Source organism: Paraburkholderia sp. MM5477-R1 (assembly GCF_050436385.1).
GTDB classification, from domain to species: Bacteria; Pseudomonadota; Gammaproteobacteria; order Burkholderiales; family Burkholderiaceae; genus Paraburkholderia; species Paraburkholderia tuberum.
The window spans coordinates 323,032-347,315 of record NZ_JBNDMC010000005.1; the positions used below are offsets into that span (position 1 = coordinate 323,032).

Here is a 24,284-nt window from a genome sequence, read left to right on the forward strand (position 1 = left end):
CCAGGTCCGTCGCGCAGCGGCGCGGCGGACTGAACGAATACGAAGAGCAATGGAAGGCACGACATGCACTGGCAAGATATAGCCGACTTTGTACCGATTTTGCTGCAAGGCGCGGTGATGAGCATCGTCATCACGCTGGGTTGTCTGGTGTTGAGCACCGTGCTCGGCCTGACCTGGGCATTGCTGAAGATGTCGCGCTATCCCCTCGTCGTACGCGGTGTGAGCACGATGATCAACGTCGTGCGCGGCCTGCCGATGATCGTGCTGCTGTTCTACATCTACTTCGTGCTGCCGGAAATCCACATCCAGGTGTCGGCGCTGCAAGCCAGCATCATTGGGCTTGGTTTCGGTTACTCGACTTACGTCGCGGAAATTTTCCGGGCGGGTATCGAGGCAGTCGATCCGGGCCAGTACGAAGCCGCGCAGTCGATCGGCATGGGCCGCGTGAAGACGATGATACGGGTGATCCTGCCGCAGGCGATCAAGGTCGCGCTGCCGCCGTACAGCAACACGCTCGTGATGATGCTGAAGGATTCATCGCTCGCGTCGACCATCACGGTCGCCGAAATGACGCGCGAAGGCCAACTGATCGCGTCGTCGACGTTTCAGAATCTGACGGTATATACGCTCGTCGCGCTCGGCTATCTCGCGATGAGCTTGCCGCTGATGAGCATGACCCGCACGCTTGAACGACGTTTCGGTCGGCACAGGGCGAGATAAGTGCGAAGTGAGGATGCGATGATCGAAATCACGAATGTGCACAAGAGCTTTGGCACCGTACCCGTTCTCAAGGGCATTTCGCTCAACGTCCGCCAGGGCGAAGTGGTCTGCCTGATCGGTGCGTCGGGCTCGGGAAAGTCAACCCTGCTGCGCTGCATTAACGCGCTGGAGTCATACGACGAAGGCGAAATTCGTCTGCTCGGCGAGCGCGTCGAACAGCGCGCGCGTAACATCAACCAGTTGCGCACCCAGGTCGGCATGGTGTTTCAGCGCTTCAACCTGTTCCCGCACCGTACGGCGCTCGAGAACGTGATGGAAGGGCCGGTGCACGTCAAGCGCCTCGCGCGCGCGGACGCGCAACGCGAAGCGTCTGAACTGCTCGACAAGGTAGGGCTCGGCCACAAGCTGCACGCCTATCCTCATCAGCTTTCGGGCGGGCAGCAGCAACGGGTGGCGATTGCGCGCTCGCTCGCGATGAAGCCGAAGGCGATCCTGTTCGACGAGCCGACCTCGGCGCTCGATCCAGAACTGGTCGGCGAAGTGCTCGGCGTGATGCGCACCCTTGCACGGGAAGGCATGACGATGCTGGTGGTCACCCACGAAATGGGCTTTGCGCGTGAGGTGGCAGACCGGGTGTGTTTTCTGCACGCGGGACTCATCATCGAGGAGGGCACGGCGCAGCAGGTGCTGGGCTCGCCGCGCGAGGCGCGCACCCGCGAGTTCCTGCGCCACGTGCTGACCAATCGCAGCGACGCTCATGTCGCGCCCGACGGTATGGCAGGAGCCGCGGCATGAACGGCAGATTCGTACGCGTAGGCGAGACGGTTCGCGCCAAAGTCGAACTGACGATCAACGGCGCGCCGGTCGAAGCGCTGGCCGGCGACACGCTGCTCACTGCGATGCTGTGCTCGGTGCGGCATGTGCGGCAGTCCGAGTTCGGCGCGGAACAACGCGCGGGTTTTTGCCTGATGGGCGCGTGTCAGGACTGCTGGGTATGGACCGCGGACGGCGAGCGGCTGCGCGCCTGCACCACGGTGGTCGAAGCAGGCATGCGCGTCGTCACGACGCAACCGGAGGCGCAATGGCCGAACCTCGCATCGTAATCGTCGGCGCAGGGCCTGCAGGGGTGCGCTGCGCGCAAACGCTGCTGGCGGCCGGCATCCGCCCGATCGTCGTCGACGAAGGCAGGCGCGATGGCGGCCAGATCTACCGGCGTCAGCCCGATGGCTTCACGCGGCCGTATTCGAAGCTGTACGGCACGGAAGCCGCGCGCGCGGAGAACCTCCATCAAACGTTCGAGCGACTGCGCCCGCAGATCGATTACCGTCCGCAGACGCTGGCGTGGAACGTCGCGCAAGGCAAGCTGCATATCGTGCATGAAGGACACGCGAGCGTGTTGCGCTACGACGCGCTGATCCTGTGCCCCGGCGCGACCGACCGGTTGATGCCGGTCAAAGGCTGGCAGTTCGCCGGTACCTACAGCCTCGGTGCCGCGCAGATCGCGCTGAAGTCGCAGGCCTGCGCGATTGGCCGTCAGGTCGTTTTCATGGGTACCGGCCCATTGCTGTATCTGGTCGCGAACCAGTATGTGCAGGCGGGCGCCAGGGTAGCGGCAGTACTCGACACGTCGAAGACCGGTGCGCGCTTGCGCGCGCTGCCCAAATTGCTGGCGCGCGTCGACGTATTGCGCAAGGGCCGCGCGCTCGTGAGCGCGTTGAAGCGCTCAGGCGTGCGGGTGGAAAACGGCATCGAGCCGCTCGAAATTCTCGGCACTCCGGACGACGGCGTGCTAGGCGTACGCTTTCGCGATGCGCGCGGCAACGTCGCGCAGGTCGAATGCGACGCGGTCGGTCTCGGCTATCACCTGCGGCCGGAAACCCAGCTTGCCGATCTCGCGCGCTGTGCGTTCCGGTTCGACGCGATCACGCGGCAATGGGTGCCGCAACTCGACGAACTCGGTCGCAGTAGCGAAAAGGGCGTCTATATCGCGGGCGATGGCGCGCGCGTGCTCGGCGCGGACGGCGCCGAGGTCGCCGGACGGCTCGCGGCCCACGCTGCGCTGAGCGATCTCGGGCGGCCCGTTGCGGCGACCACGCTCGACGCGTTGACGCGCGAACAGCGCAAAATGGATCGCTTCCGGCTGGGTCTGGCAGAGGCGTTTGCGTGGCCTGCCGCGCAGGCGGCGCGTCTGTCCGACGATACGATCGTTTGCCGGTGCGAAGGCATCACCGCGGGCGAACTGCGCCGCGTGGTGCGCGATGAAGGCGCGCAGGAAGCGAACCGTGCCAAGGCCTTTAGCCGTGTCGGTATGGGGCGCTGTCAGGGACGTTACTGCGGCCATGCGGGTGCGGAGGTGATCGCGGCGGCGGCGAACGTGCCGCTCGAGCAGGTTGGCAGACTTCGTGGACAGGCGCCGGTAAAGCCGCTGGCCATCGCGACCGTGGAGGATACCGAGTGAACCGTGCACAAGCCGATGTTCTGATCGTGGGCGGCGGGTTCATGGGTGCGTCCGCCGCATTTTTTCTGAGGCAGCGGGGCCGCTCGGTGATCCTGCTCGAGCGCCAGCTCGTCGGGCAGCAGGCGAGCGGCACCAACTTCGGTAACGTGCGCCGTCAAGGGCGCTTTCTGCCGCAGTTGCCGCTGGCGAACCGTTCGCGCGAAATCTGGGGGCGTCTGCCGGAATTGATCCAGCACGACGCCGAGTTTCTGATGTCGGGCCATGTCCGCGTCTGTTATCGCGAAGAGCAGGCCGACCAGTTCGAAACCTATGCGAAGGAGGCCGCGCACTACGGTCTCAAGCTCGACCTGTTGCGCGGCGACGCGCTGCGCGCGCGGTTTCCGTTTCTCGGTGCGGAGGTGCTGGCGGGCTCCTATTCGCAGATGGACGGGCACGCGAATCCGCGCCTCGCGGCGCCCGCGTTCGCCCGCGCCGCGGCTCGGCTCGGTGCGCAGATCGTCGAAAACTGCGATGTCGTGACGGTGGAAAAAGAGGGCGCCGAGTTTCGCGCCACGAGCGCCGACGGCCGCACGTTCCATGCGCCCGTGCTGCTGATCACGGCGGGTGCGTGGGGCAACCTGCTGTCGGAGCAATTTGGCGAAGCGGTGCCGATCGCCGTCAACGGTCCACAGATGGCCGTTACCGAACCCGTGCCGTATGCGATCCAGCCGGTGGTCGGCGTGTCGTCGCCGCAGATCGAAGAGGTGGTGTATTTCCGACAGGTCGCGCGCGGCAATATCGTGATCGGCGGCTGCGCGCGTGCGCCTGCGTATCTCGACGAACGCCGCGCGAAGGTTCTCCCGTCAAGCACGTTGCTGCAGTTCAGACAGCTGCAGCGGGTCGCGCCGATGCTGCGCAAGCTGAGCATCATCCGGGTGTGGAGCGGCGTGGAGGGCTATATGCCCGATGACAAACCGATCATGGGTGCAAGCGGGACGACCAGCGGACTGTTCTATGCGTTCGGTTTTTGTGGCCACGGTTTTCAGCTTGGTCCGGGCGTAGGCGACACGATGGCCGAACTGATCGACACCGGCGCCACCAGCACGCCGCTCGAGCCGTTCGACATCCGCCGCTTCGCGGCCAGTCGGGAGACGGCACCGACAGTGCCGCCCACCTCGCGCGTTGCGTGAGCGGAGCGTCGATGCTGAGCCTGAGCCCAACCTCATCATCATCCGCGCCTGAGCTTGCGGGCGCGAGCCGTCATCCGACGCGCGCGCCGAATCGCGTGAGCCGCGCCGTGCAGCGTGCGCTCGACTTCATCGATGCCTGTTTCGCCGAGCCAATCAGCCTGTCCGAACTGGCGGCCGTCGCGCAGTTGAGCATTTCGAGGTTTGCGGTGCGCTTCAGCGCGGAGATTGGCGTGTCGCCGCAGCAATATGTGCGGCTAGTGCGCGTACGGCATGCGCAGTGCCTGTTGCGACGAGGCGTGCCGCCGTCGATCGTCGCGACCGAGGTGGGCTTCTTCGATCAAAGCCATCTATGCCGGCACTTCAAACGTGTGCTTGGCAGAACGCCGGGGGAATGGCTGAGCGCGAATGGTTGACTGCAAGTCGACAGGCCACCGGCGTCGCGCCGGTGGCCTCGAACGCATTCGACCCGATCGGGCCGGCGCGCGCAGCCGAAACCATCACCGCTTCATTGATGCTGCTGCGAGAAGAGCGTTTCCAGCGGGTATTCGGATTTCACGAATGGCGTCTTGATGATGACGTAGCTGAAATACTTCTCGATGCCGATGTCGCGCTCCAGCAGCCCTTCGATCACGCTCTGATAATGATTGACGCTGCGCGTGACGAACTTCAGCAGGTAATCGTAGCCGCCGCTCGCCAGATGGCATTCAATGATCTCGTCCACAGGACGGATCGCCGCCTCGAACTTGGCGAAGTCTTCGCGACGATGGTCGGCGAGCGTGACCTCGGTGAACACGATCTGCACGTCACCGAGTTTCTGCAGTTGGATATGTGCGCCGTAGCCGACGATATAGCCGGCTTTTTCAAGCCTTTTCACGCGAATCAGACAGGGGCTCGGCGAGAGCCCCACGGCGTCCGCAAGCTCGACGTTCGTGATACGGCCTTTCTTCTGGAGTTGCGAAAGAATACGCAGGTCGATCCGGTCCAGCTTCGTGTCGCCGCTTGTCGTCATGTATCGGTCTGCCCGTCGAAGGTTCTGCTTTTCGCTTCGTTGCGCTTCGCCTTGGTCAAGCAACGCGCAGGCCGATGTTATCACGCGCTCAGGCGGCCGCGCGGCTCGCGCCGCGCAATGCGGCACGCACCTCCGCCTGCTCGAGCACGTCGTCGAGCGTGCGCCGCAGACGGCCGAACAGTTGTTCGAACTCGGCCTCGCCGAAGCACAGCGCGGGCGCGAAACCGAGAATGCTGTCGCCGAATGCGCGGAACACGAGGCGGTTGCGGTAGGCTGCGGCCGTGATCCGGTCCGGCAGCTTCAGCGACGGATCGAAGCGTGCCCGCGAGTTCTTGTCCGCGACCAGTTCCAGCGCGCCGAGCAGCCCGCGATGACGCGAGTCGCCCACCAGCGGATGAGCGAGTAGCGCGTCGAGCCCGGCGGCAAAGCGCGGTGCCTGCGCGATGCCGTTCGCGAGCAGACCGCCCTCCTGATAGAGCCGCAGTACTTCGAGCCCGATGGCGGCGCTTACCGGATGCGCGGAGTAGGTCTGACCGTGACCGACGACCGCGGTATCGCGGGCATCGCCTGCAATGCCCTGGTAGATTTCGTCGGACATCAGCACCGCGCCCATCGGCGCATAACCGGAGGTCAGCCCCTTCGCCACCGTCATCAGATCCGGCTCGACCTGTTCGGCCTCGCACGCGAAGAGCGGGCCGGTACGACCGAAGCCCGTGATGACCTCGTCGGCGACGAACAGGATGTCGAGGCGGCGGCACGCGTCGCGCATCGCCTTTAACCAGCCGACCGGCGGCACGATCACGCCGCCCGAACCCTGGATCGGCTCGCAGAAGAACGCGGCGACGTTCTCCGCCCCGAGTGACGCGACTTTCGCTTCGAGCGCGGCGACGGATGCGGCGATCAGCGTTTGCGCGTCACCGCCTTGCGGCTGACGGTACGCATACGGCGACGGCAGATGGTGCTGGTGCGGCAGCGGCAGGTCGAAGTTGCGGTGGAACGCGGGTAGCCCAGTGAGCCCCGCGCCGACCGACGACGATCCGTGATAGCCACGTTCGAGCGCGATCATCTGCTTTTTCGCCGGACGCCCCGTTGCATTGAAGTAATGCGTGATGAAGCGTATCGCGGAGTCGATCGCATCGGAGCCGCCGAGCGTGAAATAGACGTGCTGCAGCGAAGCGGGCGCAAGCGACACCAGTTTTTCGGCCAGTTCGATCGCGGGTTCCGACGAGAAGTGGAAGTAGGTGGTCGCGTAGGGCAGCTTCGTCATCTGGCGCGTCGCCGCTTCGACGATGCTCTGCTGGCCGTAACCCACGTTCACGCACCACAGGCCCGCAAATGCGTCGAGCAGTTCGTTGCCGTCGATATCGCGCAGATACGCGCCCTGGCCGGATTCGAGTACGGTGGTGCCGCGCGCTTCGTGCGCGCGATAGTTGATGACCGGGTGAATCAGGTGCTTGCGGTCGGCGTCGATCAGCGATGAGTTTGACATGATGGTGGTTCCCCGCACGTGGCGATCAGGTAAGAGTCACCCCTCGATAGTAGCGACAGCCGTATGCGTGCCGTTCAGCCAAAAAAAAGCCTAAAGAGCGTCGACGCAGCGTTTTTCACCCCGCAGACAGCATTTTCTGCTGGGCGTGCTTAATAGCAGGGCGAACCCCAACGCTGCCGTGCATGAGCGACCGTGTTTGCGTGTGGAAGAGAGAGGCGCCGCGGTGCAGCGGGTTCCGGTTCAGCGTGGCTTCACCTGGCTCAGGTGAGCGACTGCGCGATCACCGCATACTGATGCAGCCCCGGGTCGGCGCGGCTCGACTCGCCATCGGCTGGCGCGGATGCAAGCCGGCGCATCTTCACGACCGTCTCCGAGCGTGCGAGACCGAGGCCGGTTAGCCACTCGCGCAGGCCGTGCCCGTGCGGCACGTCGATGCGCAACAGCGCGCCTTCGTTCAGCGCGAGCCAATGGCTGATCAGCGCCTTGGCCCGCACGGCGTCGGGAAACGCGCTGGCGACGACGGGGCCGATCACGAAGCCGCGTCCGAAGCGGCGGAACAGCGAGAAGCCGAGTAGTTCACCGTCGCGATCGAGCGCGATACCGTCGGCCAGATCGAGCAGCGGCGGCAGTACGTGGCTGCGATCGAGGCCGCTAGCGCGTGATTCGAGCGCGACGAGTTGCTGCGTGTCGCTCGCCCCGAGCGGGCGCAGCCGCTCGTTGGCGGGCAGTGCAACGAGCGGCGGCCGGAACGCCGCACCCTGCATCTGGTCGAGCGCGCCGCAGCGCTCGAAGCCGAGCGCGTCGCACAACGGCAGGCCAGCCTCGGTCGCATAGAGCGTGATGTCACGCTTGCCAAGCTCGTCGAGCGCGTGCGCGAGCAACGTGCGGCCGATACCCACGCCGCGATGCTCCGGCGCGACGATCAGCATGCCCAGCGTCGCCTGATCCGCGCCGAACTTCCAGCACACCACGGTGCCGACCAGCGCGCCCGCCGTCTCGGCGACGAAGCCGATCCCGGTGCGCGCCGAGAACCGCCAATCTTCACGGCGATGCGGCCAGCCGATCGCGGCGGACAGGCGTTGAGCGGCAGGGATGTCGTCGGCTGTCAGGCGTCTGTAGGTGAAACGTGCGTGAGGCGTTGGATCGGACACGGGGCGCTCCGTGAATAGTCGGCCGTGCCGCGACTGTTGCACGTTGCCCGGTGATTGACTAGTACGAACTTCTCATCGTGGGGGGCGTCCTGTCCAGAACATCAGGGTCAACGCCAGGAGCGGCAAATCATGCTGTTTTGACCACTCAAAACCATGTTTTCGAATGGTCGAATCCACCGATACGCGATCAACGCCATTTTTTGCAGTGCTTAAATCGATTCATGCAATGCCACCGCGCCGCGACCAGCACGCGGAGCGCCGTCGAACACCAATGCTGGATACCCCGCGTTCAATCCCGAGTGAGGAGCAGTTGCATGTACGACGACCCAATCAAAACGGGCGGCTTCAGCCGCCGTGACATGATGCGTTTGCTGGCCGCCGGCGGCATCCTTGCCACCGGCGCGGGAGGTCTGCTGGCGGGGGCTCGCCCGGCATTCGCGGCACCCACGCCGAAGAAAGGCGGCAAGATCCGGGTGGCCTACGACGCATCCTCGACCGCGGATACGCTCGACCCGGCCAAGGGTTCGGCAGGCTCCGATTACATCCGCTTCTTCATGTTCTATAGCAGCCTGACGCAGCTCGATTCGTCGCTGACGCCGAGGATGAATCTCGCCGAATCGATCGACACCAGCGACGCGAAAGTGTGGGTGATCAAACTGCGCAAAGGCGTCACGTTCCACGACGGCAAGCCACTCGCGCCCGCCGATGTCGTCTACTCGCTGATGCGTCACAAGAATCCGGCAACGGCGTCGAAGGTGAAGACGCTGGCCGATCAGTTCGTGGAGGCGAAGCAGACCGGTCCCAACGAAGTCACGCTGACGCTCGCGTCCGCCAACGCGGACCTGCCGGTGATTCTCGCCACGCCGCAATTCGTGATCATCAAGGACGGCACGGCGGACTTCACGACGGCCGTCGGCACCGGCCCGTACAAGCTGAAGACGTTCAAGCCCGGCGTTTCGACCGTCGGCATCCGTAACGACAGTTTCTGGAAGACCGGCGGCGGCCCTTACCTCGACCAGATCGAGCTGATCGGTATCGGCGATAACTCGGCACGGGTGAATGCGCTGCTGTCCGGCGATGTTCACCTGATCAATTCCGTCGATCCGCGCGCGACGCAGCGCATTGCCGCGACGCCGGGCTACGAGGTGCGCGAGACCAAGTCGGGCCTCTATACCGATCTGATCATGCGCCGCGACAACCCGCTGACGGGCAACCCCGATTTCGTGCAGGGCATGAAGTATCTGTTCGACCGTGAGCAGATCCGCTCGGCGGTGTTTCGCGGTTATGCGGTGATCGGCAACGATCAACCGATTCCGCCCGGACACCGCTACTTCAATGCGTCGCTGCCGCAGCGCCCGCACGATCCGGACAAGGCGAAGTTCCACTTCCAGAAAGCCGGAGCAATCGGTACGGCGCTGCCGCCGATCTATGCGACGACCGACGCGAACGGCTCGATCGAGATGGGTGTGCTGCTGCAGCAGTCCGCCGCGAAGATCGGCGTGAACCTGGAGATCAACCGCGTGCCGGCGGATGGTTACTGGTCGACGCACTGGATGAAGCATCCGCTCGGGTTCGGCAACGTCAATCCGCGCTCGAGCGCCGATGTGCTGTTCACGCAGTTCTTCAAGTCGGACGCCCCGTGGAACGAGTCGGGCTGGAACAACCCGAAGTTCGACCAGTTGCTGGCCGCGGCCCGCTCGGAAACCGACGATGCGAAACGCAAGCAGATGTACGGCGACATGCAGGTGCTGGTATCGGAGCAGGGCGGCATTGGCATCCCGACCTTCCTGAGCCTGCTCGATGCGAACGACAAGCACTTGCAAGGGCTCCAGCCCGTGCCTACCGGCGCGATGATGGGCTTCAACTTCGCCGAGTACGTGTGGTGGAACGCCTGACCCGCTGAAGCGCCCGGACGCGGCGGGTGGCCCCCGCCGCGCCGCTCGCGGCAGGCAGCCGCGGCGCACCCGAGCGGCACGGCTCATGTATGACTCGCCGTGTCGCGCAGCCTAACCGAGGAGCTCATGCCCATGAACGGGAATATCGCCCAGTTGATCGGCCGGCGCGTCGCCGTCACTGCGCTGACGCTGCTGATTGTCTCGATCATCATCTTCGTGATCACCAACCTGTTGCCGGGCGATGCCGCGCAGGCCGCACTCGGCCAGTCGGCGACGGCGGATACGGTCGCGGCGCTGCGGCTGCAGTTCGGCCTCGACCAGCCGGCATACCTGCGGTACTTCCATTGGCTCGTCGGTCTGCTGCACGCGAACTTTGGCGTGTCGCTGTCGAGCAATCTGCCGGTGTCCGAGATGATCGAAGGGCGCCTGCCGAAGTCGCTGACCCTCGCGGCGATCACCACCGGGGTGTCGGTGCCGATCGCGGTGTCGGCGGGCATTCTCGCGGCAGTCAAGCGCGACTCGCTGATCGATCGGATCGTGAGCCTCGGTACGCTGTCGCTGGTCGCCACGCCCGAGTTCCTGATCGCGACGCTGGCGGTGCTGGTGCTGGCCGTCAAGCTGCACTGGCTGTCGGCGCTGTCGTACAGCGGTGAGATCGAGAGCCTGCACGACTTTCTGCGCGCGTATGCGATGCCGGTCGTCACGCTGTGCGCGGTCGTGATCGCGCAGATGGCCCGCATGACACGCGCCGCGGTGATCGAGCAACTCAGTTCTTCGTATGTGGAAATGGCGATGCTCAAGGGCGCGAGCCCCGCCCGCGTGGTACTGCGCCACGCACTGCCGAATGCGATCGGCCCGATCGCCAATGCAATCGCGCTGAGCCTGTCTTATCTGCTTGGCGGCGTGATCGTCGTCGAGACCATCTTCAACTACCCGGGCCTCGCCAGCCTGATGGTCGACGCGGTCAGCAACCGCGACTTCCCGCTCGTACAGGCCTGCACGCTGCTGTTCTGCCTCGGCTATCTGCTGCTCGTGCTGCTAGCCGACCTGTGCGCCATCATCTCGAACCCGAGGCTGCGGACATGACGATTCTTCGACCTTCTTCCGATGCGACTCACCGGCTCGGCGCGCTCGAACCGGTGCAACGCAGCAGCATGATGCCGGAGGGCGCCGATCCCGCGCGGTCCTGGGGCGGCGGCGGAGGCCCGGCGCCTCGACCGGTGCGCCGCCGCAGCCTCGCGCAACGCATGAACCTGTCGACCGGCGGCTGGATCGGCCTGGCGATGGTCGGTTGCGCGTTGTTCGTCGCGGCGTTCGCACCGTGGCTCGCGCCGCATTCGATCGGCGCGATCCTCACGCCTGACGTATTCGCGGGCTTCAGCGCGAAGCTGCCGTTCGGCTCCGACTACCTGGGTCGCGACATGTTGACCCGCATCATCTACGGGATGCGCCTGACGGTCGTGCTCGCGCTGGCGGCGGCGCTGCTCGCGGCGCTCACGGGGACCATGCTGGGACTGCTGGCGGCCGTGGCCGGCCGCCGGATCGACGAAACCATGAGCCGGCTGCTCGATGCGGTGACGTCGATCCCGTCGAAGATGTTCGCGCTGATGATCGTCGCCGCGTTCGGCTCGTCACTGCCGTTGCTGATCGTGACCGCGGCGATCAGCTACATGCCGGGCTCGTACCGGATCGCCCGCTCGCTGGCGGTCAATATCGGCACGCTCGAATACGTGCAGGTCGCGCGGGCGCGCGGCGAAAGCGCGCTCTACATCGCGTGCTTCGAGATGCTGCCGAACATGATTCATCCGATCCTCGCCGACACCGGACTGCGCTTCACTTTCGTCGTGCTGCTATTGAGCAGCCTGAGCTTTCTCGGTCTCGGCGTGCAGCCGCCGTATGCCGATCTCGGTTCGCTGGTACGCGAGAACATCGCCGGCCTCGGTGAAGGCGTGCCGGTCGTGATCCTGCCCGCGATCGCAATCGCGATCCTCACGGTCGGCGTGAACCTGCTGATCGACGGACTGCCGCATCATGGCCGCCGCAAGGGCATGCCTGATGCCGATGGAGGCCACTGATGAAGGCACCCTTTTTCAGACGTGCTCACGCGGCCTTTGAGGCCATCTCGAGGACCGCGCCGCTACCCCCGTCGAATCTGGTCGAGGTACGGGGGCTGCGCGTGGTGGGAAGCCGGCCCGGCGAGCCGGATACGACGATCGTGCATGACATCGACTTCGAGATTGCGCGCGGCGAGGTGCTCGCATTGATCGGCGAGTCGGGCTCGGGCAAGACCACGATCGCACTGTCGCTGATGGGCCATGCACGCAGCGGCTGCCGCATCGCGGGCGGCGCGATCCGGGTGGGCGACACCGACGTGCTCGGGCTCTCGCCGAAAGCGCTCGCGGGATTGCGTGGCCGCAAGGTTGCCTACATCGCGCAAAGCGCGGCCGCTGCGTTCAACCCGGCGCGCCCGCTCATGGACCAGGTGATCGAAAGCGCGCTGATTCACGGCACGCTCAGCAAGCGCGCCGCGCGGGCCAAAGCGGTCGAACTGTTCCGCGCGCTCGCGCTGCCGGAGCCGGAGACGATCGGCCGGCGCTACCCGCACCAGGTGTCGGGCGGCCAGTTGCAGCGGCTGATGGCGGCGATGGCGCTGATCACCGACCCCGAACTCGTGATCCTCGATGAACCGACCACGGCGCTCGACGTCACCACGCAGATCGACGTGCTGCAAGCGTTTCGCAGCGTGATCCGCCAATGCGGAATGACGGCCGTCTACGTATCGCACGATCTGGCGGTGGTCGCGCAGATGGCGGATCGCATCGTCGTGCTAAGCAATGGTGAAATCCGCGAAACGGGCCGCACTGAACAGATTCTGCATGCGCCGGCGCACCCGTACACGCAAAGCCTGATTGCTGCCGTGACGCCCGTCGCCCCGGCTGCCTGCACCTCGGCGGCTCCCGACGCAGCCCAGCCGAACACGCCGCTGCTCGAACTGCGCGGTCTGACGGCCGGCTACGGCCGCACCGACGCGAAGGGCTGGCCGCACAAGGTCATTCTGCGCGACGTGGACCTCGTGATCGATCGTGGTCAGACGGTAGGCGTGATCGGCGAATCCGGTTCGGGCAAGACGACGCTCGCGAAGGTGATCGCCGGGCTCGTGCCGATGGCGCGCGGCAATCTGCTGCTCGACGGTGAGCCGCTCGCCGCCAACCTCAGCCGCCGCAGCCGCGAACAGTTTCGCTGTATCCAGATCGTGTTCCAGAACGCCGACACCGCGCTGAATCCGACGCACACCGTCGAGCGCACGCTGGCGCGTCCGCTGAAGTTCTATCACGGCATGAAGGGCGAGGCCGCGCGGCGCCGCGTCGCCGAACTGCTCGGCCTGGTGCGCCTGCCTGCCGAGCTGGCGCAGCGGCGCACCGGAGAGCTGTCGGGCGGGCAGAAACAGCGCGTGAATCTCGCGCGGGCGCTGGCCGCCGAACCCAAGTTGATCCTGTGCGACGAAGTCACGTCCGCGCTCGATACGGTGGTCGGCGCTGCCATTCTCGAGCTGCTGCGCGATCTGCAAAAGAAGCTCGGCGTGTCATATCTGTTTATCACGCATGACATCGCCAAGGTGCGTGCGATCAGCGACGACATCGTCGTGCTGTACGCGGGGCACCGCGTCGAGACGGGCAACCGCGACGCGTTGTCGGCGCCGCCGTATCATCCGTATTCGCATCTGCTCGTGTCGTCGGCGCCGGAGCTTCGCGCCGGCTGGCTCGAAGAAGCGGGCGAGCGTTGTCATCAGACGTTGCCGCCGATCGGTGAGTCGACTCATGAGCCGGAGCTTTGCACATTTCTCGCGCGATGCCCGATGCGCATCGACGGTGTCTGCAATCGCACGTCGCCGAGCGTGCGCACGCTCGCGAGCGGCGCGCAGGTGCTGTGCCATCGCAGCGAAGCGGAACTGGAGCGGTACCAGAGCGGGCCGCCCGACGGTGCTGCTACGGCGAGCGTGCTCGCGCAGTCCGGCACGGTGCGGGTCTGATGCCGCTACGAAAACGTAGCGCGAGGGGATAGAACATGACCGGAGTCTTCTACGACTGCGCAGGCGACAGGACCGTGGCGATGTCGCGCGCGATCAGGCGGGCCGTGGCTTTTATCGAGAGTTCGTTCGCGCAGCCCGTCAGCCTCGCGACGCTCGCCGGCACCGCCGGGTTGAGTGTTTCGCGCTTCGCCACCCTGTTTCGCAAAGAGGTGGGTATTTCGCCTCATCGCTATGTGTGTCTGGTGCGAATCCAGCACGCTAAACGGCTATTGCGTGACGGCGTCCCGCCCTGTGAGGTCGCTGCCGAAGTCGGATTTTTCGATCAAAGTCACCTTGGCCGACACTTTCGGCGCGCGGTCGGCGTGACGCCGGGGCATTTCGTTGCTTCGCCAGAATCGGGCAGCGCATTCAGATAGAGCCGCAGGCTATCAGAGCAAAGGGACGCGACTATTGTCGATTTGTTGACTCCCCGCTCGTCGTGCGTATGGGCGGCCGTGTTGCGATGCGCTGCCAACCGGCACCTACTGTGCGTGTGCAAACAAGGAGATTGCAAATGAATTACATCGATGGATTTGTTGTCCCCGTACCTACGGCCAACCGCGAAATTTACAGGCAGTTCGCCGAAAGAGCGGCGGCCGTCTTCAAGGAGTACGGCGCGTTGAAGGTGGTCGAGTGCTGGGGAGATGACGTGCCAGAGGGCAAGGTGACGTCGTTCCCAATGGCGATCAAGCGCAAGGATGATGAGACGGTGGTGTTCTCCTGGGTTGTCTGGCCGTCGCGTCAGTCGCGAGACGAAGGGATGAAAGCGGTGATGGCCGACCAACGGCTGCAACCGGGAAAAGATCCAATGCCTTTTGACGGTCAGCGGCTAATCTATGGCGGTTTCGAAGTGATCGTCGACGCGTGATGGCGTAAAAATATGGCGCCGGTTCGAGTGAGACGCGAGCCGACGCCGCTGTCTGGCATTGAACATCCGCAGTCCATGAAGCATTACGCTTCCCCGAAACCCCCGCCACCCGGCGTTTCCACCACGAACACGTCGCCCGCGGCCATCTCGACGCTGGCGATATGGTCCAATGCGACGATCTCGCCGTCCGCGCGCTCGACGCGATTGCTGCCTCGCCTTCCCGCGCGTCCACCTGCCGCGCCGAAAGGCGCGTGAATGCGGTTGTTCGAGAGAATCGACGCGGTCATCGGCGCGAGAAAGCGGATGCGCCGGATCGCGCCGTTACCGCCGCGCCAGCGTCCCGCGCCGCCCGACTCCGCGCGGATCAGGTGCGACTCGAGCCGCACGGGATAGCGCCATTCGAGCACTTCGGGATCGGTCAGGCGCGAGTTGGTCATGTGCGTCTGTACCGCGTCGACGCCGCAGAAGCCATCGCCCGCGCCGCTGCCGCCTGCGATCGTCTCGTAGTACTGGTAGCGCGCGTCGCCGAACGTGAAGTTGTTCATCGTGCCCTGACTGGACGCGACGATGCCCAGCGCACCATAGAGCGCATTCGTAATCGCGGACGATGTCTCCACGTTGCCCGAGACCACCGCTGCCGGATAAACCGGATTGAGCATCGAGCGGTCCGGGACGATCACCGAGAGGGGCTTCAGGCAACCCGCGTTGAGCGGGATGTCGTCGCCGACGAGCGTGCGGAACACGTACAGCACGGCTGCCATGCAGACCGCCTTCGGCGCGTTGAAGTTGTTCGGCAGTTGCACGGACGTTCCGCTGAAGTCCACGGTCGCACTGCGCGTCGCAGCATCGACGCGAATCGCGACGTCGATCACCGCGCCGTTATCGAGTTCGTAACGGTACGCGCCGTCCTTGAGGGCGCCGATCACGCGGCGCACCGCTTCTTCGGCATTGTCCTGCACGTGCTGCATGAAGGCGAGCACCACGTCGCGGCCGAATTGCGCGACCATGCGGCGCAGCTCGTCCACGCCCTTCTGGTTCGCTGCGATCTGCGCGCGCAGATCGGCCATGTTCTGTGCGACGTTGCGTGCCGGATAGCGGCCCGATGCGAGCAGCGCGCGTGTTTCGGCGTCGCGCAGCACGCCCGCTGAAACAAGCTGCCAGTTATCGACCAATACGCCTTCTTCTTCGATATGCGACGAAGCGGCCGGCATCGAACCGGGTGTGATTCCGCCGATATCCGCATGGTGGCCGCGCGAGCCGACGTAGAAGAGCGGCTCGGCCGAACCGTCCGCGAACACGGGCGTGATGACGGTCACGTCGGGCAAATGTGTGCCGCCGTGATACGGGTCGTTGAGCATGAACACATCGCCGTCGCGCATCGCGCCGCGATTTCGCTCGATGACGGTCTTGATGCTCTCGCCCATCGATCCCAGATGCACGGGCATGTGCGGCGCGTTCGCAATCAGATTGCCCGCAGCATCGAAGATCGCGCACGAGAAGTCGAGGCGCTCCTTGATGTTCACCGAATACGCCGTGTTTTGCAGACGCAATCCCATCTGCTCGGCAATCGACATGAACAGATTGTTGAATATTTCGAGGCGCACGGGGTCGGCCTCGGTGCCGATCGAGCGGCGCGTGGGCAGCGGTTGCACGCGGGTCATCACCACGTTGCCTTGAACGGTCAGCACCGCCTGCCATCCCGGCTCGACCACGGTTGTGCCGTTCTTTTCGGCGATGATCGCCGGGCCGTCGAGCGTGTCGCCTGCGCACAGCGTTTCGCGCTGGTAGAGCGATGCGTCGTGCCAGCTACCGCTCGAATACATGCGCACAACCGACTGCGCATGGGGCGCGTCGCCTGCCGCGCGCTGCGGCAGGCTGCCGGCATCGACTGGCGCGTCGGCATGGCCGATCGCTTCGACGCAAGCGAGTTCCGCGATGAGCGGCGTATCTGCCATCAGGAACGCATAGCGTTGACGATACGCGGCTTCGAAAGCGGCGCACATCGCATCGACGCTGCCCGCTGGCACTGCGAGCGATGAATCGGTGCTCTGATAGCGCAGATGGACACGTCGCTCAGTCGTGATACGCGCGGCGTCCACGCCCTGTTCGAGCAGTGCGCCGGTTGCATCGGCCGCGAGCGCATCGAGCGCGGCTTCCAGCGTCGCAAGCGATGAGTCGTCGAGCGAGATTTCGAGCGCTCGCTCGCGCATCGCCGTCTGATCCGCGAGGCCCATGCCGTAAGCGGAGAGCACACCGGCAAGCGGATGCGCGAACACCCGCGTCATGCCGAGCGCGTCGGCCACACCGCACGCATGCTGGCCGCCCGCGCCGCCGAAAGTCGTCAGCACATACTGCGAGACGTCGTGGCCGCGTTGCACTGAAATTTTCTTGATCGCGTTAGCCATGCTGCCAATGGCGATCTCCAGGAAACCTTCGGCGAGCTCTTCCGGTGTGCGACGCTGACCCGTAGCCGCGAAGATTTCATCGGCGAGTGCCCGAAAGCGTTCAGCGACGACCTCGCGATCGAGCGACTCGTTCGCGTTCGGACCGAAGACGCGCGGGAAATAGTCGGGCTGAATCTTGCCGAGCATCACGTTGCAGTCGGTGACCGCGAGCGGGCCGCCGCGCCGGTACGCCGCCGGACCCGGATTGGCGCCCGCCGAGTCGGGGCCGACACGCAGCCGGGCGCCGTCGAAGCCGAGCACCGAGCCGCCACCTGCCGCCACGGTATGGATGCTCATCATCGGCGCGCGCATCCGCACGCCTGCCACCTGCGTTTCGAATACGCGCTCGAACTCGCCGTTGAAGTGCGAGACGTCCGTCGACGTGCCGCCCATGTCGAAGCCGATCACGCGCTCGAAGCCCGCTGCCTGTGCCGCGCGCACCATGCCGACGATACCGCCCGCCGGGCCGGAGAGAATCGCATCTTTGCCCTGAAATACATCGGCGCGTGTCAGTCCGCCGCTGCTTTGCATGAACTGCAGGTTCACGCCCGGCATTTCGCTGGCGACCTGATCCACATATCGGCGCAGGATGGGCGACAGATAGGCATCCACCACGGTCGTATCGCCGCGCGAGACCATCTTCATCAGCGGCGAGACTTCGTGGGACACCGAGATCTGCGTGAAGCCGATTCGGCGCGCCAGATCCGCAAGCTCGCTTTCATGCGACGTGTGGCGATAACCGTGGATCAGCACGATTGCGAGTGCGCGGATGCCCCTGTGGTAGACCTCGCGCAGTGCGCGCTCCGCTGCCGCGTGATCGAGCGTCGCGACCACTTCGCCTTGCGCGCTCACGCGTTCGTCGATTTCCACCACGCTCTCATAGAGCGCTTCCGGCAACGCGATGTCGAGATCGAACAGGCGGGGGCGGTTCTGATACGCGATCCGCAACACATCGCGCAAGCCTCGCGTGGTGACGAGCGCTACCGGCTCGCCCTTGCGTTCGAGCAGCGCGTTGGTCGCGACCGTCGTGCCCATTTTGACCATCTCGACGTCGCGCGACGTAATGGGTTCTCCGGCTCGCAGGCCAAGCACATGGCGAATCCCGGCGACAGCCGCATCGCGATACTGCTCCGGGTGTTCGGAAAGCAGCTTGTGCGTGGTGAGCGTGCCATCCGGGCGGCGCGCGACGATATCGGTGAACGTGCCGCCGCGGTCGATCCAGAACTGCCAGCGGGACGGCGTGCAATCATCGGAGGCGTGATCGTGCTTCATGGTGTCGTGGTCGTGATGCGAAAGTGGTAGTGGTGTGCGCAAGGTGAAAATCAGGCCGATTCGAGTTCGCGACCGCGCGTCTCGGGCAGCGTAAGCGCGGCGATGATCAGAACGCCATACGCGGCCACGGCGAAAATCCCGATGCTCGTGCCCAGGCCGAAGCGGCTCGACAGCACGCCGATCAGCACCGGAAACAGCGCCCCGATCGCGCGGCCGACGTTGTAGCAAAACCCCTGGCCCGAGCCGCGCACACGGGTCGGAAACAGTTCGGTGAGAAACGCGCCCATGCCGGAAAAAATGCCCGACGCGAAAAAGCCGAGCGGAAAGCCGAGCCACAGCATCGATGCATTCGTGAGCGGCAACGAGGTATACGCGAAGGCAATCGCCATCGAGCCCAGCGCGAACAAAATGAAGTTCGGCTTGCGGCCGATGCGGTCCGTGAGCCACGCGCTGCACAGATAGCCCGCGTACGAGCCCGCGATGATCGTCGCCAGATAGCCGCCCGTGCCCATCACCGTGAGATGACGTTCGGTCTTGAGGAAAGTCGGCAGCCACGTCGTGATCGCGTAGTAGCCGCCCTGTGCGCCCGTCGTAAGCAGTGCGGCGCGCAATGTCGTCGAAAGCAGCTTGGGAGAGAAGATCTCAGTGAAGCGCGGCGTGTCCTGAGTGTCGTACTGCTGAACCCTGGCCTGTTCGAATACTTCAGGTTCCTTCACATAGCGGCGGATCGCGAGCACGAGCAGGGCAGGCACGAGTCCGATCAGGAACAATGCGCGCCACGCGATTTCAGGCGCCATCACGGAGAACAGCACCGCGTAGAGCAGGGCCGCCATGCCCCAGCCGAGCGCCCAGCCCGACTGCACGAGACCGACCGCCTTGCCGCGGTCGCGCGCGCGGATCACCTCGCCGATCAGCACCGCGCCCGCCGTCCACTCGCCGCCGAAGCCGAAGCCCATCAACGCGCGAGCCGCGAGCAACTGGCCGTAGTTCTGCGCGAGGCCGCATAGGCCGGTGAACACGGCGAACCACAAGACGGTGAGCTGCAACGTGCGCACACGGCCGATGCGATCGGAAAGAATGCCGGCAATCCAGCCGCCGAGCGCAGAGGACAGCAGCGTCAACGTGCCGATGAAGCCGGCGTCCGCGAGCGAGATGCCCCAGGTAGCGACGAGCGTCGGGATGACGAAGGAAAGCATCTGCGTGTCCATGCCGTCGAGCATGTAGCCGACCTTGCAACTCCAGAACGCGCGACGCGCGTGCGGACCGGCTTCGGCATACCAGGAAAGCTGCGGGCTTCCCGTTCCTGACTTCATGTCGGCGGCATCGTCGACGCTCGCCGTGAGTGTCTTGCTGTCCATCTGCTGCTCCTATGGATAGACGCATGGGAAACGATCGAAGCCACGCACCAACGTAGGGATGCGTCATTCCCTCCGGGCCGCGCGGCCCGATGGCTTCAAGGTGCTGTGAATCGCTTGTTGCACGACGGCGCGGCGCGCCGCCGGGACGGTCAGAAAATAGCCAGCGACGCGTTAGTGATATCCGTCATCAGCATGTGGCCCGGCGCGTGCGCAACCGCGAGCGGCAGCTTTGCGGCCATCAGTGCCGTTTGCGGCGTCACGCCGCAAGCCCAGTAGACAGGCAGTTCGCCCGCGCGGATCGTCACCGGGTCGCCGAACTCGGGGCGCGCGAGATCGACGATGCCGAGTTCCGCTGGATCGCCAATATGTACGGGCGCGCCATGCACGCCCGGAAAGCGGCTCGTGATCTGCACGGCACGGATCGCGTCGGCGCCGCGCAGCGGCCGCATCGACACGACGAGTTCGCCGCCGAACACGCCCGCTCGCTGGTTGGCGATGCTGGTGCGGTACATCGGCACGTTGCGGCCTTCTTCGACGTGGCGCAGGCCGATGCCTTCCTTCGCGAGCATGTGCTCGAACGAGAACGAACAGCCAATTGCAAATACGACGAAATCGTCCTGCCAGAGCGCTTCGATCGATTCGACGCGCTCGCTCAGGTTGCCGTCGCGATATACGTTGTACGCGGGCACGTCGGTGCGGATGTCGATGTCGCGCCCGAGCATCGGCACGCGGAACTCGCCAGGCTCGCCCACGCCGAGCAGCGGACATGGCTTCGGATTCGCATGGCAAAAGCGCAGGAAATCGTGCGCGTGCGCAGCGGGCAGGATCGCGAGATTGGCTTGCGCGTAGTCGCCGCAATGGCCGGCCGTCGGGCCACGGAAGTCGCGGTGACGGACGGCCTGGCGGAATTCGGATGGAGTCATGGTGTTAGCGTGCTCTGGCGGTTGCATCGGATTGTCTGCGGTGGGCGATGCGCCTTGCCTACCGTCAGGCGAAGCATAGAAAAGAAGAAAATTTGACGCCAGCTAGTTTTCTTTGCGCCAGGTGAATAGAATTTCTTAACGGAATCGCGGGTTTTCCCGAGTCACGTTGAGATTTTTGGAGCGGTTTGCTTCCATTGCACTGCCCACCTTTGACTGATGAATACGCGCTTCCTCGAAACCTTCGTCACGCTTGCCAAGCTGCGCAGTTTCCGCACTACGGCGACCGCGCTTCACGCCACGCCGGCGGCGATCTCGCAGCGCCTGAAGGCACTGGAAGACGAATTGCATACCGTGCTCGTCGATCGCGAGAGCCGGGAATTTCGGCTCACGCCGAACGGCGAATATCTGCTCGGCTACGCGAAGGCCGTGGTCGAGGCGACGCGCCAGTTGCAGGCCGCCGCGTCAAATGAAGGCGCGATGCGCGGCAAGTTGCGACTCGGCGTGATCGAGACGGTCGTGCATAGCTGGCTTGCCGACTATCTGCGGCGGCTCTCGAAGGACTATCCGCAGCTCGAAGTGGAGCTTGCGGTGGACGTGAGCGTGGTGCTGCAGCGGCGTCTGATGGCGGGCGAACTCGATCTCATCGTTCGCGTGGAAGGCAGCGACGAGGAATCGATCGTCTGCGATGCGCTCGCGAACTATCCGGTGCACTGGATCGCGCGCGCGGGGCTGCTACCGCCTTCGCGCAGCGGACTCGCGAAACGCGTGCTGCGTCATCCGATCCTCACATTCGGGCGCGGGACGGCGCCTCATCGCGCGCTGGAGGACATCGTCAGCAAGCTCGCACTCGCCAACGGCGTGCCGCTCGCGGATACGCGCATTACGGGTTCGCCATCGATTTCGGTGATCGTGCAACTCGTGCGCGATGGCTTCGGCGTGGCGGCAATTCCGCGTCTGTTCGTCGATGATCTGATCGCGCGAGGCGAGGTGGTCGAACTGCCGCTGCAGCCCTCGCCGCCGTCCATCGTGGTGTCGATGTCCCGACGCGCGGATGCGCCGCTTTTCGTGCATGGCGCAGCGAACGCGGCACGTGCGGCGTGTCATGAATACTGCGAGCAGGGAGACCGACGCCTGATCGAGCGGCTATAGAGCCCGGCTCTTGCGGACTCTGGAGGCGGCAAGCGACCCAGGAAGAGTCATTCGACCCCGCGCTCCAGATCGTTGACGACTTCGTCGATCCTGGTCGAGGCGATTGTTTGGCACGTGCGGTTCGAGTTCAAGCGTTTCCACAGGGGCAAGGACGACGCGTTTTAGCGAAAAACAGCGAATTCAGTCCTTTCGCATGCGTGCAACCAATGCGAGCAAGCGGGCATTCATTTCCGCAGCCTGCAAATGCGCGTGCCAACCGTGACCAGGAAGCAGCCATTCGAAGCGATACGCGGCCAACTTGCCGAGCGATTCGGTGAGCGCTGTCCACGAGTACCAGCACGCGTCCCTGAACGCGACGAGGTCCTGCTGGCGTGGGCTCCAGGCAAGCGAATCCCCCGAGAACAGCACGCGATCATCGAGCTGGTACACGACGCTACCCCGAGTGTGCCCGGGTACAGGGATCGCGCGCACGCCGGCCGCAATGTTCAGTGCTGAACCGTCGTCGAGCAGATCCGTCGCGTATGGGGCGGCCGACACGTCCTCGCGGTGAATCCAGACGCGCGCGCCGAATTGACGCGCGTATTTGTCCGCGTCTGCGACGTCGTCACGATGCGACAGCAGAATGTGCGCAATACCGCCAGCGCCGTCAAACCATTTCACGAGTTCCGCCGCATAGCGCGGAGAGTCGATGAGCAGATTGCCTTCCGGACGCGCGGCAAAATAAGAATGTGCGCCAAACGACGACCGTGAGTTGAATCCACAGCGCCACACATCCGAGGTGATCTGCTGCGGAAAGATCGCTGCGTTAGGACGAGGCTGTTTCGTTTCGCTGCGTACCGACGCCGTAGGGCAGACGAGCACCGCACGCCAGGCATCAAGCTGCTCTTCCGGTGTGGCCGGCTGCCGAACGAAGACACTCTTGTCGTTGCGCTCGACAATCAGCCCAGGCGCGACGTGACGAGATGCACCGCAATTGATGCATGCAGTGTCGATGTACCACTCTCCTGAAGCAGAGTCGGTATTACGTATGGGCTTCATTTGATGCTCCCGGGCTGACGTGCGCATCCGCCGGCTCGACGCTCGCTGGCGTCTCGCGGTCGTTGGAGGGATTGTTACACGATCATTGACGTACAGGCGCAAACGGCTCGTTCGCCACGCCCTTGTCCCGCTACGAAGCCTTGTTTGCGTTTGGCGCGTGATTTACCACGGCTGGCTACGCTTGCCGCAACAGACACCCCTACGCGGCACTTCGTCTGCTCCTGGCGCGGCCGCTTCTGCTCGTCGAAGTAACCAACTCCTCTGCTGTGAGGAAAAATTGACTGTTGTCCGCGAGGCGCGCAACGATGAAGTCGATGAAGGTTCTCACGCGCAGCGGTTGTTCCGTCCGACGACGGTAGTAGACGTAAATCGACTCGCGCTGGGTCAAATGCTGAGTGAGCAAAGGCACGAGCCGTCCAGCCCGGATGTGTGAGACGGCCGAGAAGCTTCCAGGCTGCCCAATTGCCACGCCGGCCAGTACCGCTTCGGTTTCAGCGTCGATATCGTTCGAACAGACCGAAGCAGCCATCTCCCGATACACAATCTCCCCGCCCACCATAAATTCCCACGGCGCCTGCTTGCCGGTGTTCGCACGCCGGTATCCAGAACAACGATGCGCATCGAGCTCGTCCACGGTTTTCGGCGTGCCGTACCGTTCGAGATAGGCTGGCGACGCGCATACGATCAACTGAATCGGTAGCAGTCGCCTGGCAATCGCCCCCTCGGAAGGCGGGGACCCGCCGCGGAAGCCGACGTCGGCGCGATCGCTGACGAGGTCCGTGAAATGATCGTCGAAGCGAATATCGATCTGCACGTCAGGGTATAGCGCCGCAAACTCAAGGATCGATGGCCACAGTGCCGTTCGCCCGAGCGCCGTCGGAGCGCTTAGCCGTAGGGGCCCCGCAACTTCTTCCCCTGAACGGCGAGCATCGTCAATCGCGGACGACAACATAGCGAGCGCTGGCTCGACACCTTGCAATAGTCTTTGCCCCTCTTCGGTCAGACTCAACTTTCGCGTTGTCCGATGAAACAGCCGGACGCCAAGCGACTTTTCGAGCTGCATGACCGCGTGGCTCGCGGCCTGCGGCGAGATGCCCAGGTCCGCAGCTGCCCGACGGAAGCTGCCGAGCGTTGCTGCGCGGACGAACACCGAAATCGCCCGGACCTCATTCATGGCTGAGTCCATTCGCAAATATTGGTTGATTATGAGTCTAGCATTCGATGCCTAGTAGCTGTTAATCGCGCGCCCTATGCTTCTCTTCACGTTCACCA

21 protein-coding genes are annotated in these 24,284 nt (G+C 64.5%); 13 read left to right on the top strand and 8 right to left on the bottom strand.

The window, feature by feature from the left end; translation table 11 throughout:
* Nucleotides 1-63 precede the first annotated feature (63 nt).
* The 6 genes from OKW35_RS13785 to OKW35_RS13810 are packed head-to-tail and all read left to right on the top strand — an operon-like array spanning nt 64 to nt 4,760.
* Nucleotides 64-720 carry an amino acid ABC transporter permease gene (locus tag OKW35_RS13785; protein WP_018422365.1) on the top strand — a complete coding sequence of 219 codons (657 nt, stop codon included), beginning with the start codon at nt 64-66 and terminating at the stop codon, nt 718-720.
* Nucleotides 721-738: 18 nt separating this feature from the next.
* Nucleotides 739-1,515 carry an amino acid ABC transporter ATP-binding protein gene (locus tag OKW35_RS13790; protein ID WP_184005824.1) on the top strand — a complete coding sequence of 259 codons (777 nt, stop codon included), beginning with the start codon at nt 739-741 and terminating at the stop codon, nt 1,513-1,515.
* Nucleotides 1,512-1,823 (top strand): (2Fe-2S)-binding protein, encoded by a 312-nt coding sequence (locus tag OKW35_RS13795; RefSeq protein ID WP_184044624.1) that lies wholly within the window; start codon nt 1,512-1,514, stop codon nt 1,821-1,823. Before OKW35_RS13790 ends, OKW35_RS13795 begins: the two co-directional genes overlap by 4 nt.
* Nucleotides 1,802-3,178 carry an FAD-dependent oxidoreductase gene (locus OKW35_RS13800; protein WP_429402486.1) on the top strand — a complete coding sequence of 459 codons (1,377 nt, stop codon included), beginning with the start codon at nt 1,802-1,804 and terminating at the stop codon, nt 3,176-3,178. The genes OKW35_RS13795 and OKW35_RS13800 overlap by 22 nt, the downstream gene beginning before the upstream one ends.
* Nucleotides 3,175-4,347 (top strand): NAD(P)/FAD-dependent oxidoreductase, encoded by a 1,173-nt coding sequence (locus tag OKW35_RS13805; protein ID WP_187619284.1) that lies wholly within the window; start codon nt 3,175-3,177, stop codon nt 4,345-4,347. The genes OKW35_RS13800 and OKW35_RS13805 overlap by 4 nt, the downstream gene beginning before the upstream one ends.
* Before the next feature lie 11 nt (nt 4,348-4,358).
* A complete protein-coding gene (locus OKW35_RS13810) occupies nt 4,359-4,760 on the top strand; it encodes a helix-turn-helix domain-containing protein (protein WP_429552309.1) in 402 nt (133 codons plus the stop codon).
* 92 nt (nt 4,761-4,852) lie between these two features.
* On the opposite strand, the gene OKW35_RS13815 is transcribed toward OKW35_RS13810, so the two are convergent.
* From OKW35_RS13815 to OKW35_RS13825, 3 genes are all read right to left on the bottom strand, one after another.
* Nucleotides 4,853-5,356: an Lrp/AsnC family transcriptional regulator gene (locus tag OKW35_RS13815; protein ID WP_090811115.1), complete on the bottom strand. Its 504-nt coding sequence runs from the start codon at nt 5,354-5,356 to the stop codon at nt 4,853-4,855.
* Between the two features lie 88 nt (nt 5,357-5,444).
* Nucleotides 5,445-6,845, bottom strand: coding sequence for an aspartate aminotransferase family protein (locus OKW35_RS13820; RefSeq protein ID WP_429552310.1), 1,401 nt, complete (start codon nt 6,843-6,845; stop codon nt 5,445-5,447).
* A gap of 260 nt (nt 6,846-7,105) precedes the next feature.
* Nucleotides 7,106-7,996, bottom strand: a complete 891-nt coding sequence (locus tag OKW35_RS13825; RefSeq protein WP_184068204.1) for a GNAT family N-acetyltransferase — start codon at nt 7,994-7,996, stop codon at nt 7,106-7,108.
* A gap of 314 nt (nt 7,997-8,310) precedes the next feature.
* Here OKW35_RS13825 and OKW35_RS13830 point away from each other — a divergent pair, with 314 nt between their 5' ends.
* From OKW35_RS13830 to OKW35_RS13855, 6 genes are all read left to right on the top strand, one after another.
* The gene (locus OKW35_RS13830) at nt 8,311-9,891 is read left to right on the top strand and encodes an ABC transporter substrate-binding protein (protein WP_429552311.1); all 1,581 of its coding nucleotides are present in this window, start codon (nt 8,311-8,313) and stop codon (nt 9,889-9,891) included.
* A gap of 132 nt (nt 9,892-10,023) precedes the next feature.
* On the top strand, nt 10,024-10,977 hold the full coding sequence (locus OKW35_RS13835; protein ID WP_026226132.1) for an ABC transporter permease: 954 nt from the start codon (nt 10,024-10,026) through the stop codon (nt 10,975-10,977).
* Nucleotides 10,974-11,966, top strand: a complete 993-nt coding sequence (locus OKW35_RS13840) for an ABC transporter permease (RefSeq protein WP_429552312.1) — start codon at nt 10,974-10,976, stop codon at nt 11,964-11,966. The genes OKW35_RS13835 and OKW35_RS13840 overlap by 4 nt, the downstream gene beginning before the upstream one ends.
* Nucleotides 11,966-13,921, top strand: a complete 1,956-nt coding sequence (locus OKW35_RS13845; RefSeq protein WP_429552313.1) for an ABC transporter ATP-binding protein — start codon at nt 11,966-11,968, stop codon at nt 13,919-13,921. Before OKW35_RS13840 ends, OKW35_RS13845 begins: the two co-directional genes overlap by 1 nt.
* Before the next feature lie 80 nt (nt 13,922-14,001).
* Nucleotides 14,002-14,337 carry a helix-turn-helix domain-containing protein gene (locus OKW35_RS13850; protein WP_409259726.1) on the top strand — a complete coding sequence of 112 codons (336 nt, stop codon included), beginning with the start codon at nt 14,002-14,004 and terminating at the stop codon, nt 14,335-14,337.
* Between the two features lie 137 nt (nt 14,338-14,474).
* A complete protein-coding gene (locus OKW35_RS13855; RefSeq protein WP_184033060.1) occupies nt 14,475-14,828 on the top strand; it encodes a DUF1428 domain-containing protein in 354 nt (117 codons plus the stop codon).
* Nucleotides 14,829-14,911: 83 nt separating this feature from the next.
* Here the strand turns inward: OKW35_RS13855 and OKW35_RS13860 are convergent, their stop codons facing one another.
* From OKW35_RS13860 to OKW35_RS13870, 3 genes are all read right to left on the bottom strand, one after another.
* A complete protein-coding gene (locus OKW35_RS13860; RefSeq protein WP_429552314.1) occupies nt 14,912-18,544 on the bottom strand; it encodes a hydantoinase B/oxoprolinase family protein in 3,633 nt (1,210 codons plus the stop codon).
* A 50-nt stretch (nt 18,545-18,594) separates the two neighbouring features.
* Nucleotides 18,595-19,902, bottom strand: a complete 1,308-nt coding sequence (locus OKW35_RS13865; RefSeq protein ID WP_429552315.1) for an MFS transporter — start codon at nt 19,900-19,902, stop codon at nt 18,595-18,597.
* 149 nt (nt 19,903-20,051) lie between these two features.
* Nucleotides 20,052-20,852: a putative hydro-lyase gene (locus OKW35_RS13870; RefSeq protein ID WP_260321448.1), complete on the bottom strand. Its 801-nt coding sequence runs from the start codon at nt 20,850-20,852 to the stop codon at nt 20,052-20,054.
* A 189-nt stretch (nt 20,853-21,041) separates the two neighbouring features.
* On the opposite strand from OKW35_RS13870, the gene OKW35_RS13875 reads away from it, so the two are divergent.
* Entirely contained in the window at nt 21,042-21,974 is a 933-nt protein-coding gene (locus OKW35_RS13875) for a LysR family transcriptional regulator (RefSeq protein WP_429552316.1), read from the top strand.
* Between the two features lie 180 nt (nt 21,975-22,154).
* On the opposite strand, the gene OKW35_RS13880 is transcribed toward OKW35_RS13875, so the two are convergent.
* Together OKW35_RS13880 and OKW35_RS13885 are read right to left on the bottom strand one after the other, a co-directional pair.
* Nucleotides 22,155-23,012 (bottom strand): MBL fold metallo-hydrolase, encoded by an 858-nt coding sequence (locus OKW35_RS13880; protein WP_429552317.1) that lies wholly within the window; start codon nt 23,010-23,012, stop codon nt 22,155-22,157.
* Nucleotides 23,013-23,211: 199 nt separating this feature from the next.
* The gene (locus OKW35_RS13885) at nt 23,212-24,186 is read right to left on the bottom strand and encodes a LysR family transcriptional regulator (protein WP_429552318.1); all 975 of its coding nucleotides are present in this window, start codon (nt 24,184-24,186) and stop codon (nt 23,212-23,214) included.
* Between the last annotated feature and the right edge of the window lie 98 nt (nt 24,187-24,284).

Excerpts from the sequence above, each read along its gene's own strand:
- OKW35_RS13840 (WP_429552312.1), top strand. The coding sequence starts at position 10,974 with ATGACGATTCTTCGACCTTCTTCCGATGCGACTCACCGGCTCGGCGCG.
- OKW35_RS13865 (WP_429552315.1), bottom strand. The coding sequence starts at position 19,902 with ATGGACAGCAAGACACTCACGGCGAGCGTCGACGATGCCGCCGACATG.
- OKW35_RS13855 (WP_184033060.1), top strand. The coding sequence starts at position 14,475 with ATGAATTACATCGATGGATTTGTTGTCCCCGTACCTACGGCCAACCGC.
- OKW35_RS13815 (WP_090811115.1), bottom strand. The coding sequence starts at position 5,356 with ATGACGACAAGCGGCGACACGAAGCTGGACCGGATCGACCTGCGTATT.
- OKW35_RS13860 (WP_429552314.1), bottom strand. The coding sequence starts at position 18,544 with ATGAAGCACGATCACGCCTCCGATGATTGCACGCCGTCCCGCTGGCAG.
- OKW35_RS13820 (WP_429552310.1), bottom strand. The coding sequence starts at position 6,845 with ATGTCAAACTCATCGCTGATCGACGCCGACCGCAAGCACCTGATTCAC.
- OKW35_RS13885 (WP_429552318.1), bottom strand. The coding sequence starts at position 24,186 with ATGAATGAGGTCCGGGCGATTTCGGTGTTCGTCCGCGCAGCAACGCTC.
- OKW35_RS13850 (WP_409259726.1), top strand. The coding sequence starts at position 14,002 with ATGTCGCGCGCGATCAGGCGGGCCGTGGCTTTTATCGAGAGTTCGTTC.
- OKW35_RS13790 (WP_184005824.1), top strand. The coding sequence starts at position 739 with ATGATCGAAATCACGAATGTGCACAAGAGCTTTGGCACCGTACCCGTT.
- OKW35_RS13880 (WP_429552317.1), bottom strand. The coding sequence starts at position 23,012 with ATGAAGCCCATACGTAATACCGACTCTGCTTCAGGAGAGTGGTACATC.
- OKW35_RS13830 (WP_429552311.1), top strand. The coding sequence starts at position 8,311 with ATGTACGACGACCCAATCAAAACGGGCGGCTTCAGCCGCCGTGACATG.
- OKW35_RS13795 (WP_184044624.1), top strand. The coding sequence starts at position 1,512 with ATGAACGGCAGATTCGTACGCGTAGGCGAGACGGTTCGCGCCAAAGTC.
- OKW35_RS13870 (WP_260321448.1), bottom strand. The coding sequence starts at position 20,852 with ATGCAACCGCCAGAGCACGCTAACACCATGACTCCATCCGAATTCCGC.
- OKW35_RS13845 (WP_429552313.1), top strand. The coding sequence starts at position 11,966 with ATGAAGGCACCCTTTTTCAGACGTGCTCACGCGGCCTTTGAGGCCATC.
- OKW35_RS13810 (WP_429552309.1), top strand. The coding sequence starts at position 4,359 with ATGCTGAGCCTGAGCCCAACCTCATCATCATCCGCGCCTGAGCTTGCG.
- OKW35_RS13800 (WP_429402486.1), top strand. The coding sequence starts at position 1,802 with ATGGCCGAACCTCGCATCGTAATCGTCGGCGCAGGGCCTGCAGGGGTG.
- OKW35_RS13875 (WP_429552316.1), top strand. The coding sequence starts at position 21,042 with ATGAATACGCGCTTCCTCGAAACCTTCGTCACGCTTGCCAAGCTGCGC.
- OKW35_RS13835 (WP_026226132.1), top strand. The coding sequence starts at position 10,024 with ATGAACGGGAATATCGCCCAGTTGATCGGCCGGCGCGTCGCCGTCACT.
- OKW35_RS13785 (WP_018422365.1), top strand. The coding sequence starts at position 64 with ATGCACTGGCAAGATATAGCCGACTTTGTACCGATTTTGCTGCAAGGC.